The sequence below is a fragment of the Alkalihalophilus pseudofirmus genome (assembly GCF_029094545.1).
In the GTDB taxonomy this organism is placed as follows: domain Bacteria; phylum Bacillota; class Bacilli; order Bacillales; family Bacillaceae_D; genus Alkalihalophilus; species Alkalihalophilus pseudofirmus.
In genome coordinates this window covers 127,831-146,675 of sequence record NZ_CP117836.1, presented here as the reverse complement: position 1 = coordinate 146,675, position 18,845 = coordinate 127,831, and the positions used below count along the sequence as shown (strand labels likewise).

The window sequence follows — 18,845 nt, the reverse complement described above, 5'->3', positions numbered from 1 at the left end:
AAAACAAGACCCTATACAGAGTCTTGATTCTCACTATTTGAAGAGCTTTTTGAAAAAACCTTTGTTCGGTTGTTCTATCATTTCTTGTTGAAATTTTTCCCTTTCTAAGGCTTGTTGTTGTCTGAGTAATCTCTGTTGACGCTCCATTTCAGCTTGTTTTTCTTGTTCTTGGTGTCTCCGTATTGCCTCTAATTGAGCTTTCTCTTCTGCTATTTTTCTTTTTTCTGCAGCTTCTAATTCAGCAAGTATTGGATTTTCTTTAGGAGGTATGCAAACTCCAACCCTTTCTAAATCACCTAAATTTTTATCTAGTAGACGCTTCATGGAACACCTATTTGGAATAAAGACTTCGATAGTCCAGCAATAGTAAGACAGCCCTTCAGAAGCTGCCTTTAACACAGTAATGGCACGTTTATCGTTTATCCATCCCCTCTTTTGTTCAGACTGTTTTGTTTGAAAGTATATGGCGAAGTATGGAATATCGAGGTCATTAGCTGTGCAATAGTCAAAAAATCTTTTATAATTCCGAAATTTCTCTACTAGATGTTGATAACGTTCGGATCCAGTATCTACTTCTATAGCAGCAAGTACCTTTTGATCTTTAGTCTCCACTAACATTTCTCCATCTGGTCTTAGACGACCATTTCCGATGTAACCTTCTCGACCAACGTTTTTTTCATATGTGTATTTCCTAACAGCGTATAACGAGTTACGATGCTTTAATTTTTGTTCTTTAAGCACCAAATCTACATACATCAAGTGATGCTCTAGATAATTGAGAGGAGGCTTAAGTGTGTCGTATTCAAACTCACCAAATGGCTCTTCAAAACCCTTTTCAGGATCACCTGACACATCAATATCACACGTATCATAAATATATTGGATACCTTTAGGTGAGAGGTAATTAATTTCGCCTTGTCGGTATGGTAAACATGAGCTGAAGCGGATCATTTTATCCTTCTTCAGCTGAGAAACAAACTTTGATGTATTGGCTAATTGAGTAGCTCGTTTAGAGTCACAGTGTCCATATAGATAACGGCGAAGTTGTTCATTTGTAGCTCCGCGAAAACGATATAGGAACACCAGAATCGTATGTTGCTTATCTCGAACTTTAACATTGTTCCAAATCTTCATTTTTAGTAACTCCTTATCTAATTATTAGTTGGGGATAGGTGCAATTAAGTTGCGGGCACCGGAACGCATTAAAAACATTAATGTACCGGGTAATCTATAGAGATTTGAGGTGTACAGAGGTTATGTATAGTAACTATGTATGATTTTAACGGTATACATAGGAGCCATACATAAGATAAAAAAACAGAAGAAAGCAACCTACCTGTGCTTGGTAGCTTGCTTTATTAAGATCACTGAATATGTTTTTAGACAGACGTATTCCAAGTAAGGAATTTCATTTTTATGCTGTCGCATAACCACTCACCCATAGGGCGTTTTAAAATCGACTCATCATACCGATGTCAATTTTTAAAAATTGTAACACGGATACTTACTAATGTCATTGAAAGATTATTAAGCATACGAACCTTTTAGGGACGTCTTACACTTTTACCATAAGGTCTTAATTTTTATTTCTGTTAAGATTATTTAGACATTCACTAGATATCATCACTAAGCCATCAGCCCCTCCCCGACCGGTCTATAAAATTTTTATAAAGGCCAGAGATGGAGCTTGATATTAAGTTATTATACCAAGGCAACTGGTTGCTGTTCGCAAAAATGAATTGAATTTTGTGTTGGCGTAATTTCCAGACGCAAAAGCATACATGAACCTGCTTCCGTTATCCATCGACATAACTTTGTGAAGGTTGGGATGGATACTTTTAAACCCTTGATCTACCTAGCGATTAGCTTTTTTATCGGCTACCTGCTTAAGTTTTTTAACTTAACCCTTCAGAAAGGTTTTTACTAACTATCTACCTTAATGCTCCGGACGCAATATTTTTCGGATACAAAAAAGCACCTACTGGTAGTGTGCTTTGTTAAAAACTCCACTCACCCAATAGGTGCTTTATATTTTAAATGTAGCTAAAACAAGAACAGTTACTTTAAGCACGTTTAAAAGTATCGCTAAAAGACTTTTTATTCCGTTATCAGCAGTCACAACAGCATGGAAATATTACAATACCGCGACAAAAGCATGGAGTGCCTTAAGAAAAATATAGGAATCATAAGTAAGGAGGATTTTTTTGAATTTGTTAATGATTATACTTATCTAATTATTATAATGGCTTTATTTTATGCCACTCACTCCATTGGTCTAAGTATTGTAAAATTACCTAAAAGCGAGAACTTTGGTAAGGAAGTGAGATGGCTTCCATATGGGTTTGTTTATATTTTGGCATTTATCTTATTTAGAACTATAAACTCATATTGGAGTATACCAGGTAATTACTTCACTGACATAATTGGTTTAATGGGAATTGTAATTATACTCTACTTGTTTTTGTTGTTAGGTTTAAAAAACTTGAATGCTAATTGGTACAGATAAATTAGTAGAGATTTAGACAGGTATGACAATAACCTCTAATCATATACCCTTCTTAATATAGAAGTAAAAACCAAACAGAAGGACATGGCGATCATGTGATGACAATACTAATCTTCCCGTTCGTCTTTGATTGACTAATCAAAAATGGTTGCTTCTCTTCTTCAATAGCCTGATGTTTATATTTAGCCGGTGCCTCCAACCAAACAAAATTATCACTTTCCCTCCATAGTGAGCTAGGTAATCCCTTCCCTTCTTTCAAATACTCACGTAAGAGTCCCTCAAATTCCTGGGAAAGCGCTGCATGAAATAAAGCAGCTCTCATAATTTGATTGCGATCTAATGTAGTAGCATCAAAGACGTCATCTATGTACCGCTTGTAGACGTCTGGGTATCGTACAGTAGGTCTATAGATCTCAATCCCCTTCTTTCTCTACAATTTTAAGTAACTCCTGACGTCCGTTCTCGGTAAGATAGACGTCTTTCCTTTTTAATAGTTCAGCTGCTAACTCTTTACTCATGTAATCACGCTCCTTAGTAAGTGACGTCTTGTTTTACGTCTTATTCAATGATATTAAGAGTAGCTTGTACATTATGCGCAATTTTTTTCTCAGGTTGAGTAATAACAATACATAATAAAACGACCCAACTAATCCGAGAATAGGATTAGTGGGTCGTTATATCAAAAAGGATATGAAGATTGGTACTGGCTATGGTGGATGTTTATATCCTAAATTTAGATAGCAACATTTTTAATTCTTCAGCCATTTCAGAAAGAGATTTAGCTGAGCTTGCTACTTCCTCCATCGACGCTAACTGCTCCTCCGTTGTCGCAGCGACCTCTTCAGATGTTGCTGCATTATTGGTAGCAATGCTTGCTAATTCACTTGCTGTTGCATTTACCTCTTGAACTCCAGCTGACATTTGTTCAGCTGTAGCAGAGACCTCTTGCATTTGAGGTGTAATGTTTCTCATGCTAGATAATATCTCTCTGAATTTATCCATTGCCTCCTGAGAGATCGTCATCCCATCTTTTACATTATGCGTTACTTTTGACATGACTTGTACGGAGCTATCTGTATCCTTTTGTATACCTTGAATCAGCTCAAAAATTTGTTTAGCCGAGTCTTGAGATTGTTCTGCAAGCTTACGAACTTCACCAGCTACCACCGCAAATCCTTTTCCATGTTCACCCGCTCTTGCCGCTTCAATCGCCGCATTTAAAGCAAGTAAATTGGTTTGTTCAGAAATTCCCGTAATGACATCTAGGATAGATGTGATCTCCTTTGAACGATCAGATAATGAACGTATCATAGTATTAGATTCAGCAACCGAAGCATCAATTGAATTCATTTGGCTAATTGTGTTTTGAAGGGCTTCATTCCCCTCCTCTGCCTGCAATGTAGCCTGTTGAGTCAATTCAGCTACACTCATTGAACTTTCTGCAATTCTTCCCACACCGATCGCTATTTCATCTACTGCTTGTGAGTTCTTGTCGATTCCGTTTGTTTGATTTTCTGCGCTACTAGCAACTAATTGGATAGAGCTAGCTACTTGTGAAGTAGCAGCACTTGTTTCTTCGGAACTGGCAGTTAGTTGTTCCGCTGAAGCGGCCACTAAATCCGTTCTTGAGTCAACCTCATGTATTAACTCTTTAAGGCTCGATTGCATATTATTAAATGCTGTTCCTAATTGACCTATTTCATCTTTAGAGTGAACAGTTATCTCTTGAGTAAGGTCACCTCTGCTCACTGTTTCAGCAGTGTCAATTAACATTCTGATTGGACTGATAATAGAACGGATTATAAAGTAAACGGCTACCGCTCCTAACAGTACTGAAATAGCAATTACTGCAATTGTTGTAAGGAAGATAGGATGTGCGGCTTGATCGACCTCTTCTTCAAACATAGTACCAGCTACTTTCCATCCCGTCGTCCCATTTGTTTCAAAAACCATGTACTTCGAATCTCCATCTGAAGCATATGAAAATTCACCATTCTCCTGGTTGTATAGACTTCCATAGTATGGTTCAGTTGCTTGTGAACCGCCGTCTTCAAATGGATGAGCGATGTACATTTGGTTGGCATCTAATAAGATCGCATATCCTTGATTACCTATCTGTATCGAATTTACTAGTGCTTGGAGATGAGTTAAGTCTACACTCACTGCTACAACCCCAGATCCATCTTGTATAGCTTTCGAAATGGTAATAACCATGTCATCCGTTCCAGCGGCTATATAAGGCTCTGAAATAATGATATCTCCTCTATTGGATATAGCGTCGCTGTACCAGCCTCTTTCTCTTGGGTCATAATCAGGGTCCATTGCTACAGCAGGCTCCTGAATAAACAACCCCTCTTCTTCTGTCCCTACAAAAATACTCGTCGCTTCCGGATGTAAGGCAGCGTATTGTGAAAAGCGTTCTCTTAATTCGGGACTCTCTGGTCCATCATATAAATCAGATGTAGTGGATTCAGAGAATACGTTCATGTCATTCATCTTAGGATCAATTGTATCAGTGATGATCATATCTAAGATATCTACCTTCTGTGCTGCGGCCGAAATAATTTCGTCCTCCACAGCATCTTTAGCGGCATTATAAGCTAAAATGCCTATAATAACAGACGGTACGATTAAAATAATGGCAAAAGAAATAATTAACTTCATCTTTAATGATGCTTTAAATACATTCATAAAACCCTTCATTCCTTTTCTCCTCTCGATCTCAACCTAAATTCTTCCACAATATCTCAATATGCGGTGTGCAACACACCTATATATTCCTAGTCAATACTAACTATATAACAAGGGAAATTAGAAAGGAATGGATAGGATAGTATTTGAACTTTTCTGTTTATGAGAGGTTAAGAACTTGGATGGGCAATACCGATCAGCATAGTTTCTTCTGTGTTCTCACCACCATTAACTACATTATTTCGATCACAATAGAAAGAAAACAACCGTTATTTATAATAATTATAATATAGTATTTATTATTAAATTTTATTTGTTATAATTAATAATATAATCACTTAGGAGGAATATCACATGACACTTGAACAAGTAATGAACCAACAAATTGCGAACTGGAACGTATTATATACGAAATTACATCGTTTTCACTGGTATGTGAAAGGGCCACACTTCTTTACTTTACATTCTAAATTTGAGGAGTTATATGAGGAAGTAGCTACCATTATTGACGAATTTGCAGAACAATTACTTATTAATAATGGCAAACCAATATCAACGTTAAAAGAGTCCCTTCAACTAGCATCAATTGAGGAAACAACTGAGCAATTAAGTGCAGAAGAAATGGTACAAACGGTGATCAAAGACTTTTCTTTAATCATCGATGAATTAAAAGCTGGTATGATTATTGCTGAGCAAAACAACGACGAAGTTACAAGTGATCTTTTTCTTGGATTGATCGAAAAACTCCAAAAAAATAATTGGATGTTAAAAGCATTTCTAAATATATAAAAATGAGCATTTTTTACATTAGAAAGGTCGGTTCCTATATTCCTAGGGCCGACTTTTTGGGTTTTAATATTCCTCGCTACTCCATACCTGTCAACCCTCTAGTAATTTCACTCCTTGGAGATTGACCTCTAGAATCGGGTCTTGTTGGGAAGGACATTGTACAATAAGCGAAGTAATTTACTCATTTTGAGTATAGGTATTCTTTTTTTTGGCAAATATGGTTCACATAGGAGGCGTGATACCATGTTCGGATTAGGGAAAAAGAGAAGTAAGTTAGGAAAATTTATAGATAAGCATAGTGTCTCTACGGTAGAGTTTTCTAAGGAGACAGGTGTAAGTAGACGGACGTTGACGAAGGCTTGCAATGAAGCCGATTATGTTCCTAGTCCTGCGGTGATGAAGAAGATACTGAAAAGCGTCAGAAAAGTTGATCCTGGTCTTAAAATGAATGATTTTTGGGATATTTAGTTAAATGTCGCTTATGTAGCTGGTCTAGGCGAAATTGAGGGTAGAAAGGGAGAAGAACTCATGAGAGGTACTATTGAGATCCGTGAAGGTAGAATTAAAACTCTTGAAGCCTTTTTTACTGCTCAAGAAAGATAAACGAGCTTAGGGTAGGTATCTTCTGAACTTACCTACGCGCTGCATGGATTTGGATCCTGCTAATTCGCTTGTTAGCGATTGCCTAGTAAAAATACAAACTCTTGGAACAAGAGGGTTAGCTTGGTTCATATAGATGGGTACTACGCCAAGCAACCCGTAAGGGTGGTAAGTGGTGGGTAGTTCACAGGTAGTAAGTTCAATTATTAATCTATTCTATTCTGTCTTTTTTCCAATTATATGTGTCATTAAAAATATTTAAGGTGACATCATTTATTTTTATAGTCTCTTTATCGACCCAAAAAACTGTAGTTTTTTCACCTGTACCGTATTCCCAATAAATTGTGTTGTCATCAAAAGTCTTTTCATATGCAGTATCATTGTTATTTGAATAAATTGCTACTCTAATTTGAAACCTAGTTGTTGCCCCTCCTTCATTAATAAGATAAACATTAGCAGTATAATTCTCATCAGGTGAAGTAATTGATTCAATTACTTCACCCTTGCCTTGCAAATCTTCTAAACCTACATTTACTCTGTCATTTATCAATAGTAATGCAGCACCAACAATAAGAAAGAAGCCTAAAAATATAATCATTAGAATTCTTGTCAATTATATCACCTCATATATATGAGAATTTATATTAATAGTTCGGTTGGGAAAAGTCAACATTTTTGTGAATTACAAGTATGATTGATTCGAAGGTGTCGACGGGAAATCAGACTAAGAAGGGGTATCAATCCCCTCCCCCTTGCAATCTAGATTACGTATGGAGGCTTTAAAAGACTGCGTTCTTAACAAGGAAGTTGGAAGTATGTAGCCGATATATATGTCTGTTATAATGGGAAGAATATTTGGAGCGTAAATAATGATAATGGCGGTGGGGAAAGTGGAAAGTAAAATCACAAATGTTGGAAATGGGTTAGGGATTATGCTCCCTCAAAAAGTAGTGCAGCATCTAGGTATCAATTATGGGGATCATATTTCTTTTCATATGGAAGGCAATGAAATTCGCATTCAAAAATCAAAGAAGTCTCCTGCCACTAAGGAAGTTGACCAAGATTTTTTAGATAGTGTCAATGAAATGATGGATACGTATGATGAAACATTCAAGGGATTGGTGGATCGGTAAGCAAAAGAAAGTAGATACTGAAAATTGGAATATAAAAAAGAAGTGATTGCTAAATAACGGGTTCGGTTGACGAGGAGAAAAGTAGAAATAACTATGTCAATAGTATGCTACTCAGCATATATATTAACAACCAATTGGTAATGTAAATGGTATGTAAAAACGCTCAGATTTCTTCTGTTTAGGTTAGATAAGTGAAACAGTTGAAATTAAAAGGACCACACATATCTAATATGTGTGGTCCAATTTTATTACCTTATTCAACTAAAGCACCCGTTCGTAATATAAGGTTAGCCAGATAAGAAAATATTTCTGGTTGACCTTATTTTTTATGGTCATATGATAGCGGTAGTCGGGGTAGAACGTCGCACCCGTGGGACTCGATCCCGTTAGCTAAACTGTTCGCCCCCTACTTGTATGAACATGTTTCAGGCTGGTTGGGACATAGAAATGATCCCGTTTAACAAGCGAACCTATGACACTACAAGAAGCTCTAGGGGTTACCGACTAATTTATTTCTAGGAGTTGATAAACAATGAATCCAGTCATCGGTCTGGATGTCTCAAAAGGAGAAAGTCAGGTTCAAGCCTTCTTGGACAAGGGAAAGCCTTATCGTAAGAGTTTCAGTATTAAACATAATCGTGAGGGTCTCGAGACATTCTTGGCATTTCTTCAAGAAGTCGAACAAGCAGCACAAGGACAACCACCTTCTGTGGTTTTAGAGTCGACAGGTCATTATCATCTACCTGTGATTCAGTTTCTGGAGGACCAAAAGTATGTGTATATTGTCATCAACCCACTCATTTCGCATCGAGCGAAAAGTTCGAGCTTACGCAAGGTAAAAACAGATGCCGTTGATGCGTATCATTTGTGCGAGCTTTACTACAAGGAGGAGCTTGAACCCTATAAAAAACGAGGGATTCAACTCTTAAATCTTCGTAATTTAACCAGACAACAAGAGACGATCGCTGAAGTATCGGCGAATACGAAACTACAACTCCATTCCTTATTGGATCAGGTGTTTCCTGAATACAGAGGCGTATTTGGTAGTTTGTATTCGAAGGTATCGTTATTAACCCTGCAGGCTTTTCCAACTTCAGAGGCTGTCTTACAAGTGGATGAGTCTGAATTGGTCGAAAAGATCGCTTCGTTATGTAAAAGTCGTTCTGAGAGGTGGGCCATAGAAAAAGCACAAAAGCTGCGAGAGGCTGCCTTGCGTAACCCGTTTCAAAAGAATTTGTATGAGAGTCATATTTTTAATTTGGAGATGTTAACGAACATCGTTCTTCAATACCAAGAGCACCTATCCAACATCGCAACTGAAATAGATGCCCTTGCGAAAGAAATTGAAGAATATCAGATTATCCAATCTATTCCCGGAATTGGAGAAAAGATCGCCGCCACGATTATTTCTGAGATCGGTGAGATAGATCGGTTTAATCACCCAAAGAAGTTGGTTGCATTCGCTGGAGTCGACCCTAGTGTTTACTCTTCAGGAAAGTTTACAGCTTCCGTTAATCGGATAACTAAAAGAGGCTCTTCCAGACTGAGACATGCCTTATTTATGGCCGTTCAATGCGGGATTAGAGATTCTCGTAAGCAAAAGACAACCGACGAAATTATTGCACGGAACAAGAGACTCAGAGAGTTTTACGATAAAAAACGCGAAGAAGGTAAACCATTTAGAGTCGCTGTCATTGCTTGTGTCAATAAACTCTTACATTGGATTTATGCTTTACTGAAAAGCAAAACACCTTTCCAAGATGTAGCTTGATAGCTATATCTAACTAGATAGACCAAGACCTTCCAAAAAGTACAGATTGGTAGGTTATTTGGTATACTCATTTTTAGTATAGCATGTGTAATTTCATTTTTTTATTGAAATTGTTGACAAACTATTAGCTGGTTTAGTTCAAGAAATATGTAAAATCAGTGAGTGTATAATTGTTTGATTATAAAGCGTCAGGTAAATGGTGTATATACATTTTTAAAGCATCTGTGTTTGATTCTAAAGTAGCGATAGTTTTCTCATTAGGTGAAGTATATATGATGGGGTAGTCTTTTTCGTCAAACTCTTCTCGGATTGGAAACGCTAAAATTTCCTCGTTTATAGAAAATTCAGCTTGTACTCCTGGTTTATTTCCACGAGCATCTAACCGTATCCAACGATTCAAGGAATTAATATATACACCATTCAGTGTATGTAAAGAATAACCCTCTTCAGGCGTATCAAATATCATCAATCTTTGATAACAAAAACCAGTTGGAATTCCTACCGACCTTAATAAAGCTGTTAACAAATTAGATTTTGCATAACAAATACCTTCTCGATATTTAAGAGCTTCTGATGCTTTACAAGTAACTCTTTTACTTTGAATATCCCAAGAGTGAGATACTTCATCTCGTACAAATACAAATGCTAGTTTAACCTTTTCTATCTCAGACATTTCATTATTAAATAATTCATTAGCTTTTTCTTGAATTAAAGTATGCGAAAAATCAACTACATCTAACTCTTTTAAATACTCCTTCAAATTTGAAGACTCAGGTACTAGTCGCATTCCAATCCCTCTCATTTGTTTTTTTGTATAATTATACATACAAATAGATATTTATTCAATATTGATTTTTCAATTAATCTGCCTCATTAGTTTAACATTAATTTCCTTTTAGTTGACAAAGAAAAAAGCATCCCTAGTTAAGGAATGCACCCGATAGATGAAATTACATTTTATTCAAAATTTCATCAACAAACTGTTTCTTTTCATTTGTATATGAATGTTCATCGTTAGGGTATTTTTCTGCTAGATTTTTCTTGAGTGACTCATATTCCTTAGAAACTAATGGATTTGCATTTAAATAATCTCTGAATGCAATGTGTTCGTTCCACCAATCACCTTGATATTCAACAACGTGAAGAATATGTGTCTTGGTTAGGTTTTCTAAATCAGTAAACTTAGCAAAAACCTCTTTTCCATCAATTTGAACTCTGGATAAATGATAATATCCAGCTTCTTTTAATCTTTCATTATTAAACTTTTCAACATCCTTTAATGACTCTACACCAACCAATATATCAATAATAGGTTTTGCTTCAATGCCCTTGATTGCTGTACTGCCAAATTGTTGAATATCCTTTACCTGTTCCCCAATAATCGTCTCCAATAAAGATTTTTCTTTATCAAATAACCTCTTCCAATTTTCAGAATGAGTAACTAAAATCACTTCACCTTTGTTAACCCCTAACATTTAATTCCCCCTAATGTGTAACTTTCACCTTAAACTAACCTGCCTCTTTAGTTTGACATTAATTCCCTTTTCTTTGGTATAGAAAAACCATTCCTTTTTAAAGGAATGCACTCTGTTAGCACAATAAGACTAATCTTTATTTCTTTCAAACCATTCATTTTCTAAAATACTCATTTCCCATAAATTCCAATACTCATCACCTATTTTTCTTGCGTCTCTGAATAATCCCTCTTTTACAAATCCTGATTTTTTATAACAAACAATTGCAGAGTTATTGAAGTCAAACACTCCAAGACTAACTCTATGTAAGCGAAGTTCATTGAATGCAACTTTAAGAATTTCTGTCATCATTTGTTTACCTATACCTTTTCCCCTTACATTCTTATCACCAACTAATACTTTCCCAACTCTTGCTGATTTGTTTTTTCTATCAATATTTCCTAATGAAATATGTCCTATGACATTCCCAGTTTCCTTTTCTATAACGCTATAAACCAAAGTATTAGAGTTGTCACTATTTGCATTGTTTAGGTAGTTTTCTAATTGCTGCTCATCTAATGGAAAACTAAAAGTAGGACCTCCCCATTGCAGTAGAAACTCTGGTGTTTCAATCCAATTGATTAGTTGTTGGAAATCTGAACGCTCGAAAAATTTTAATTCAATCATAATAAAGTTCTCCTCGTTTCTTTTGTTCCATTAACCTGCACCGTTAGTTTAAGAACAACACTTCACAAACTGCCTCTATAATATTAACATATAATTTCCATTCACTTTTATTAGCAGCAGTTATAGCACTGATTTTAACAACACCACATAAATTTTTATGTGGTGTTGTTAAAGTGGATGCGTATTGATGTGCTAATTAGTATGTTAAATTCTTTAAATCATTGAGACAACAACAAAAAAAAGGGCACCAATTCATATGCGAATGATGTCCTCAATTAGGTTTTTATTTGAAGATTTCTTCCCAGTAAAAAACTCGTTAATTGCTAAATCACTTCTTTTATCGTCCATGTATTATTAACAAGCGTTATTAACTTAACAAAGGATTAATGAAGTAAGCAGTTCTGCTAAAGCTAGTGTCATGGTCTATTCTGAACTCTAGGTTCTGAACGTTTTTTGTACTAATATTAACATCTACAGGATTAGAATTTGAAAGGACATGACCTTGCCATAGTGGTGTTCCATCTCCAACGATGGTGACATATAACGTTTCACTTGCCATCAAAGAGGTTGAAAATTCTTCATATGCTTTATTAAGACGATATTTTATAGTTAAATGTTCACCTCCTGATCTCATTACTAAACCACTATGACTCTGCCCCTTTATCGTAATGTTATTTGAAACATCTACACTGCCGTAACTTCCTTTGATAATATCTGTAGCAGAAAGCCCTAATAAATCTGTTGTCTCGACCATGCTTTTATTCGCAATTAAGACAGAACGTGTGCTACCTTCCCACTCAATCGGGACACCTAACATATCAGATACCATCCTAACAGGTATGTATGTAGTTCCATTCTGCAATATTGAAGCATCAACAATTGTACCGTTATTATTATACTTTCCATTATCTGGAGTCTGATCCACACCATTCACAATGAATTTCAACGCATTCGTACTAGCTTCTGCAATAGGTGATAATGTAAGTGCTACTCCTAATACTGCTCCACTGATAAAGAACCCAAATCTTTTAAACTTGCTCTTTTTCATTTATTTTCCCCCTATTAATTTATAGTAGTATTGTAATAAGGGGGATATTCATTTTTTATCTTCAAGTATGAAATAATACATGACAAAAGTTATGGTAAATAAGAGGTGTGTATATAAACTCTTGTTAAAAGTACCGATGATTAAAAGTGTAGTGGTCTTGTAAGGAGGAAGAACTTTGAAAAACGTTAACAAACCTGATGATTTAAATAAAGTTATAAATGAGCTCCGCTATAAAATGATAAAACTAGGTATGGAAAAAGGGTTAACTCATCCAGACACATTAGAGTGTAGTCAAAGTCTGGATCAGTTTCTAAATTCACAGCTTAAAGTTAAATCCCTATTAAGCTAAGTGGAACAGCTGAGTTTACATTTCATCATTCTCTGCTATATAATAAAAGTAGATTATTAATTAACCTATAATTGCATATAATAAGAAAAGCCGAGTGCTTCCAACACTCGACTCTATACAATTGCATGACCCGCAGAATTAGCGGTCGGCATTGGTTTTGTTGAAAGTAATCCACCTTAGCCGCCAAGCACAGGGTGGATTACTTTTTTGTGTTTATTATCATGATTACAACCATGAGAAACGACAAAATTAAGCTCGCGAAAGCAACTGTAAGCATTGCTACGTCAATTGTAACCACTTTTAGCCTCACCTCCTTTTTTGGAGGCTCGACCACCCACCCTGCTATGCAATTGTATACTTCATTTTAACATAAGACGGCAAGCTTCCCTTCTTTTGTACGCACTTACGTTTTTAAGGACTTGATAAACGCTTTAGTGAATGTAGCTCCCCCATCTTTCTTAACGGTCTCAATCATGTGGCAATACACGATCTCAATTAACTTTTCTACAGTCATAGTTCCCGAGGTTTCTGAATAAGTTCAAACTCTTCTTCCTCCCCTTTATAATGCGCGATTCGAAGTACTTTAGAGTATCGATCTACTAGGTATTGAAAGGCGGCCATCGCCCCTAGTTTGTTCATTTTCTTTAAGAAATCTAAAAGGATCATACTTAATAAATGGTCAATTTCAACCTCTTCCTCAATTAGTCGTTCAATGTCTTCACAAAGTATCTCCCCACGGTCTAGGTAGGTGGAAGGCAGCCTTAATGAGAATGTAACTTCTCTTGAGAAATGTCTCCTGTACCTAAGTTTATAAAGGAAAGATGAGCGACCTGATTGTAAATGCCTTTTTAAGCCAAGAAAATCCACTTCACTGTATTTCTTATTCATTTACTTCACTCTTTCCTAAAATATAGCTAAGAATTCTGGCTGTGGCCTCTCTTTTGCTGACGTCCCATTCCAGTTCAAAATTAAATAATTGCTCTGCATAAAAGCTAGTTAGTTTACGTGAATGGTGTTTAGACTAGCATCATAGGTGATCTCAGGAAATGACTCATATTGAACTAGACCTTCTTGGACAAGCATAGATGCCATTTGTGTGATTGAGACTCTTTCATTTGTTTTTACGCTTTCTAAGCGAGCTAAAATTTTTAATTTTTGTTTTTGCTCAATAGTAATGGGGACTTTTATGTCTATTTTTTTATCACTTCTTATTTTTCGTTTATGTTTAGTCGTTTGAGTACTTTTTAGATTGTCTTCTCGAATCGGTCCATCGGAACCAGTAGTTAAACCTTGTACGTTGAACTTCGTTTGGTTAGACGTCTTTGTGCGTTCAAAATCCAGTTCAAATCTTCTCACCCACTCTTTCCCCTCTTCTTTCAAAAAAATGTATGAATATGTTTGGGTTATTAGGTCATTTGGTAGTTTGGTAGTATGTATGCGGTAGAGTAGGAATGTATAAAAAGTAATAAACTAGTCCATAATGGCTCTTAATGAATCAAGGGCTGAGGAGGGACTGATAATGAAGGGTGTTACTAAAGAAGAGGTTGCTGAATTAAAGAAGTTAGTGCAGGATATTAAAAAGAAGCCGAATGTGAAATTCAATCGAAACAAGAAAAAATTTTAACTATATTAATAAACTAAGCCAACCTATCTACTTTTGATAAGGTGGCTTAGTTTTACTGCTTTCAAATAATTTTATCTACCTAAAAAAGTGTGGGTTGATCTTCCTGTTACGAAGGATCATTTCTTACATAAGCTACCCTGCCCCAGCAAATAAACTCAGCCGTTCTCTTTATTGATTTGCCAGACTAGACGTGTGTTAAAAGCTCTGTTTTATAAGACTTATATTAAACCGGTTGTGACATTTGAGAATTATCCTGTAGGGTCTCATCTGCAGCTATGCACGTTCCTTTTATAGACATACGGACTGCTTTTCATCTCAATTCTAACACCTTTCTTTATGAAAAAATCATCCGAATCCCAATTTCTTTAAAGTGCTCGACCTGCTCCTGATTTGTATTAGAATCAGTAATTATTGTATGAATCGCATTATTCGTCCCAATTCGTGAAAAGGCCTGCTTTCCAAACTTTGTATGATCTGCTAGCAAATAAACTTCATCAGATATGTCAATCATTTTTCGTTTTACTAGTGCTTGCATTTCATTTGAATCGCTAATACCACGGTTGTAATGTATACCTTGGCAAGAAATAAATGCCTTGTTTACATAGTAATATTCCAATGCCTTATTCGTTTGTGGTCCAACAAATGATAATGATCTAGGTAACATCGTGCCACCAACCATAATAACGGACACCTTTTCTCTATTTGCTAACTCCATAGCAACTTTCATTGAATTCGTTAAAACTGTTAAAGGAAGATCAGGCAGTTTTTTTGCCATATACCAAGCTGTTGTACTTGCATCTAGTATGATCCTATCATTTACAGATACATACTTAACAGCTTCTTGGGCTACCGCCAACTTTTCTTTCACATTTCTTACTTCTCTTTCAGTATACGGTGCTTCAATTTCATTATCTTTTATACTTACGGCGCCGCCATGACTGCGCTGAAGTTTCCCTTCACTTTCGAGCTTCTCAAGATCACGACGAATCGTCTCTTCTGTCACTTTAAATACCTTACTTAATTCAGAGACACGAATACTCCCTGTACCATTAACTAATTCTATAATCTTTTCATGCCTCTCAGCTACAAGCATTGCATCATCTCCTAAATAAGATGTTACCTCTTTGGTGTTAAAATTAATGATTCAATTTTATCATTTTTAATAGAAATAAGTAAAAGCAGCCAGGCTAATTTTTCGTTATTCAAGCCCGACTGCATTATCATCTAGTTTCAAGTTTATAGAATCTTTTCATCGTATTAACGCTTTACCATTGTTCTCAGGTAGATTTATTTCAACTACCATATAAAGTTCTTCGGAAGTCTTTTCTTTCCCTAGATAATTATCTATTACATAAATCTTACTTGGTAAATTACTTATTCACCTCAAAATCACCAACATCATCACCTTGCCAATAATGAAGGAAATGAGAACATTTTTTACTTTTAAAAAAATCCTTCTGCGTTAATGGCCTTCAATTTATAAACCTTTTAGCAAGTTTACACTTTTTTCACGATTTTCATAAGATGGTATTGGTTTCAATTTATTTATAAGCTTTTTTTGTCTATTCAGCAAATCTTGAATCCCTCTTCTGTTAATTTCTTGTAATAGCAATAGAAGAAAACCTTTATTCAAATTTAACTTAAAAGCTTTTTGATATGATTCAAGCAACATATCATCGTTAAGTCTAATCACTAGAATCCTCCATAAATTTAAAAATCTTAATAATGATTTACTTTTCACTTTAAAGATCTATTGCTGCTATCTTTAGATTTATTAGTATCATTTTATTTCTACTTGCTCGATTGAGATATAAGATTTCCAAACGTTTTTTTGAAAACTGCTAACTATAACATTAATAATGTTCTTTTTCAAAAAGCTTTTCATACACACATTTAGCCACATTAACTGTCAGTTCAGTTCGTTTCCTAAATCAGGCACCTTAAAGCATGAACACTTCCTACCTAATAAATAAAAAACAATCTACCTCGGTTTTCACTAAGTGTGATTCCTAGGTGGGAAAATTTTTAACAATTATCTAGTGAATGCTGCAGGTACACCACCGTCAACTGTAATCATACAACCTGTAGTCTTCTCTGCTTTTGACGATGAGAAAAATAATATAGCATTTGCTATATCTTTCGGATAAATATTCACGAGTAACGATGTACGTTTACGGTAGTGTTCCTCTAATAGGTCTGGCTCAATCCCATAGGCAGATGCACGCTCTTCACGCCACCTTGAGCCCCAAATTGTCGACCCTTGCAGCACAGCATCCGGTAGTACTGAGTTCACACGAATTCCATATTCGCCTCCTTCAGCTGCAATACATCTTGCTAAATGTGTCTCAAGCGCTTTTACTGAACTATATGCAGATGCATTCTTTCCTGCATAGACAGAATTTTTTGAACCGATAAAGACCATGCTTCCACCTAATGCTTGATCTTTAAGCTGTTTAAAAGCTTCGCGGGCAACTAGGAAATATCCCGTTCCAAGTACATTCATATTTAAATTCCATTCTTTTAGTGTTGTTTCATCAAATGGGCTTGAAGTTGCAAGGCCGGCATTATTAACAATAATATCGACACCGCCGTACGTAAGTGCTGCTTCTTCAAATGCAACTCTAACTTGCTCTTCACTCGTTACATCCATTTTTAACGCCATAGCTCGGCTAGCCCCATATTTCTCATTAATTTCTGCAGCGACTTTCTCAGCACCTTCAAAATTCAAATCTGCAAGAACAACATGAGCTCCCTCTGCTGCAAACTGTCTGGATGTTTCACTGCCAATCCCACCAGCTCCACCCGTAATAAAAGCTACTCTTCTAGAAAACTCAGCTTCACAAGGAGCTAGTGATAGCTTGTAGAGTTCAAGCGGCCAGTACTCAATATTATAAGATTCATTTTCATTTAAAGAAACAAACTTCCCAAGAGCTGACGATCCCTTCATAACGGCAATTGCCCTATGGTAAAGAGCACCAGTGACATTAGCCATTGTTACATTTTTACCAGAGCTCACCATACCAATTCCAGGAATTAATATCACTCGTGGTGCTGGCTCGAACATAACGTCTCCTTCATTTTTGTTACGTATAAAATATGCTTTATACTCTTCTTTAAATTCTTCCACTTCTATCTTGATCATTTCCACTAATTGATCAACATTTTTTGTTGAAGGGTCCCAATTAATATATAAAGGCTTCATCTTTGTGTGTACTAAGTGGTCGGGACAAGCTGCACCCACTTGTGAAAGGTTAATAGCATCTAAGCTATTAACAAACTCGAGTACATCATTTCCATTATCATATGTTAAAAGCATTTTCTTATCATCGCTTATTGCGCCACGAATGATCGGCATCACTTTCGCCAAAATACTCTTTTGATCCTCTTCAGTTAATGAGTCATATTTCTTGCCGCCAAATGTTGTGCTTACATCGAGCTGGGCGTTAATATATTCTTCCGCTTCATTAATTATTGAAATTGCTTTATCATAACTTTCTTTGGCCGTTTCACCCCAAACAACTAAACCATGCTTCTCCATTAAAACCAGATCTGCATTTGGGTTATTGCGAACACCATCTGCAATCATTTTCGAAAGTGTAAATCCAGGTCGTACATATGGGATCCAAACGAAACGATCACCAAAAATTTTATTCGCAACCTCTTTTCCATTGTCAGCACAACAAATGCTAATGATCGCATCGGGATGTGTGTGATCTACATGCTTAAATGGTAAAAATGCATGAAGTAATGTTTCAATAGAAGCCCGAGGATGCTTACTATCAATCATGCAATGACCCAAGTACTCTACCATCTTTTCATCTGACATTTCATCACGCTCAATTAATCGATGGATATCTTCTAATTTTAAGGCTGTGAAATTTTTTGCCTGCATAGTTGCAAGATCAGATCCGCTTCCTTTTACCCACATTACTTCAACATCGTGACCACGGAAATCTTTTTCAATTGTTTTCATAGATGTGTTCCCACCGCCCCAGTTACAAACAGCACGATCTGCCCCTATTAAGTTAGAACGATATACAAGTTCACAAAGACCAGCAGTTAATGTAGCAGCTTTTTCGTCACTCCATAAATTCTGTACCATACTTACCTCCATTTTTACTTTTACTTTATTCTGAAATTAATATAACACGCTATTGAATTTCTGTATATACATTTGTTTTTATTTGTTTTCT

The 18,845-nt window shown here is 36.0% G+C and carries 18 protein-coding genes; 6 read left to right on the top strand and 12 right to left on the bottom strand.

The genetic code is table 11. The features are described 5' to 3' along the window. Nucleotides 1-33 precede the first annotated feature (33 nt). On the bottom strand, nt 34-1,134 hold the full coding sequence (locus PQ478_RS21880; RefSeq protein ID WP_289237063.1) for a replication-relaxation family protein: 1,101 nt from the start codon (nt 1,132-1,134) through the stop codon (nt 34-36). A gap of 991 nt (nt 1,135-2,125) precedes the next feature. Between PQ478_RS21880 and PQ478_RS21875 the strand changes: the two genes are divergently transcribed. Next, entirely contained in the window at nt 2,126-2,506 is a 381-nt protein-coding gene (locus PQ478_RS21875) for a hypothetical protein (RefSeq protein WP_289237062.1), read from the top strand. A gap of 720 nt (nt 2,507-3,226) precedes the next feature. Here the strand turns inward: PQ478_RS21875 and PQ478_RS21870 are convergent. After that, on the bottom strand, nt 3,227-5,209 hold the full coding sequence (locus PQ478_RS21870; protein WP_289237061.1) for a methyl-accepting chemotaxis protein: 1,983 nt from the start codon (nt 5,207-5,209) through the stop codon (nt 3,227-3,229). Between the two features lie 342 nt (nt 5,210-5,551). Here PQ478_RS21870 and PQ478_RS21865 point away from each other — a divergent pair, with 342 nt between their 5' ends. Then, the gene (locus PQ478_RS21865; RefSeq protein ID WP_012960924.1) at nt 5,552-5,986 is read left to right on the top strand and encodes a Dps family protein; all 435 of its coding nucleotides are present in this window, start codon (nt 5,552-5,554) and stop codon (nt 5,984-5,986) included. Between the two features lie 243 nt (nt 5,987-6,229). After that, a complete protein-coding gene (locus PQ478_RS21860; RefSeq protein ID WP_012960923.1) occupies nt 6,230-6,454 on the top strand; it encodes an XRE family transcriptional regulator in 225 nt (74 codons plus the stop codon). Nucleotides 6,455-6,797: 343 nt separating this feature from the next. Here PQ478_RS21860 and PQ478_RS21855 read toward each other — a convergent pair whose 3' ends face one another. Beyond that, nucleotides 6,798-7,199, bottom strand: a complete 402-nt coding sequence (locus PQ478_RS21855; protein WP_012960922.1) for a DUF5412 family protein — start codon at nt 7,197-7,199, stop codon at nt 6,798-6,800. A gap of 256 nt (nt 7,200-7,455) precedes the next feature. Here PQ478_RS21855 and PQ478_RS21850 point away from each other — a divergent pair, with 256 nt between their 5' ends. Next, nucleotides 7,456-7,719, top strand: a complete 264-nt coding sequence (locus tag PQ478_RS21850; protein WP_012960921.1) for an AbrB/MazE/SpoVT family DNA-binding domain-containing protein — start codon at nt 7,456-7,458, stop codon at nt 7,717-7,719. A gap of 532 nt (nt 7,720-8,251) precedes the next feature. Then, nucleotides 8,252-9,490, top strand: coding sequence for an IS110 family RNA-guided transposase (locus tag PQ478_RS21845; RefSeq protein WP_289234220.1), 1,239 nt, complete (start codon nt 8,252-8,254; stop codon nt 9,488-9,490). Nucleotides 9,491-9,668: 178 nt separating this feature from the next. Here the strand turns inward: PQ478_RS21845 and PQ478_RS21840 are convergent, their stop codons facing one another. The 4 genes from PQ478_RS21840 to PQ478_RS21825 all read right to left on the bottom strand — a co-directional run bounded on the left by PQ478_RS21840 (nt 9,669) and on the right by PQ478_RS21825 (nt 12,679). After that, the gene (locus PQ478_RS21840) at nt 9,669-10,277 is read right to left on the bottom strand and encodes a transglutaminase-like domain-containing protein (protein ID WP_289237060.1); all 609 of its coding nucleotides are present in this window, start codon (nt 10,275-10,277) and stop codon (nt 9,669-9,671) included. A gap of 163 nt (nt 10,278-10,440) precedes the next feature. Then, complete coding sequence (locus PQ478_RS21835) at nt 10,441-10,965, bottom strand: GrpB family protein (RefSeq protein WP_289237059.1); 525 nt, start codon at nt 10,963-10,965, stop codon at nt 10,441-10,443. Nucleotides 10,966-11,094: 129 nt separating this feature from the next. After that, a complete protein-coding gene (locus tag PQ478_RS21830) occupies nt 11,095-11,631 on the bottom strand; it encodes a GNAT family N-acetyltransferase (RefSeq protein WP_289237058.1) in 537 nt (178 codons plus the stop codon). A gap of 367 nt (nt 11,632-11,998) precedes the next feature. Beyond that, nucleotides 11,999-12,679: a stalk domain-containing protein gene (locus PQ478_RS21825; RefSeq protein WP_289237057.1), complete on the bottom strand. Its 681-nt coding sequence runs from the start codon at nt 12,677-12,679 to the stop codon at nt 11,999-12,001. Between the two features lie 175 nt (nt 12,680-12,854). Between PQ478_RS21825 and PQ478_RS21820 the strand changes: the two genes are divergently transcribed. Continuing rightward, nucleotides 12,855-13,028, top strand: a complete 174-nt coding sequence (locus PQ478_RS21820) for an aspartyl-phosphate phosphatase Spo0E family protein (RefSeq protein ID WP_289237056.1) — start codon at nt 12,855-12,857, stop codon at nt 13,026-13,028. A 510-nt stretch (nt 13,029-13,538) separates the two neighbouring features. Here PQ478_RS21820 and PQ478_RS21815 read toward each other — a convergent pair. The 5 genes from PQ478_RS21815 to PQ478_RS21795 all read right to left on the bottom strand — a co-directional run bounded on the left by PQ478_RS21815 (nt 13,539) and on the right by PQ478_RS21795 (nt 18,766). Next, the gene (locus PQ478_RS21815; protein WP_289237055.1) at nt 13,539-13,916 is read right to left on the bottom strand and encodes a hypothetical protein; all 378 of its coding nucleotides are present in this window, start codon (nt 13,914-13,916) and stop codon (nt 13,539-13,541) included. Nucleotides 13,917-14,024: 108 nt separating this feature from the next. Beyond that, the gene (locus tag PQ478_RS21810; protein WP_289237054.1) at nt 14,025-14,384 is read right to left on the bottom strand and encodes a hypothetical protein; all 360 of its coding nucleotides are present in this window, start codon (nt 14,382-14,384) and stop codon (nt 14,025-14,027) included. Nucleotides 14,385-14,986: 602 nt separating this feature from the next. After that, entirely contained in the window at nt 14,987-15,745 is a 759-nt protein-coding gene (locus PQ478_RS21805; protein WP_289237053.1) for a DeoR/GlpR family DNA-binding transcription regulator, read from the bottom strand. Between the two features lie 384 nt (nt 15,746-16,129). Continuing rightward, a complete protein-coding gene (gene sda, locus PQ478_RS21800) occupies nt 16,130-16,345 on the bottom strand; it encodes a sporulation histidine kinase inhibitor Sda (protein ID WP_289237052.1) in 216 nt (71 codons plus the stop codon). A gap of 339 nt (nt 16,346-16,684) precedes the next feature. Next, nucleotides 16,685-18,766: a bifunctional aldolase/short-chain dehydrogenase gene (locus tag PQ478_RS21795; protein ID WP_289237051.1), complete on the bottom strand. Its 2,082-nt coding sequence runs from the start codon at nt 18,764-18,766 to the stop codon at nt 16,685-16,687. Nucleotides 18,767-18,845 lie beyond the last annotated feature (79 nt).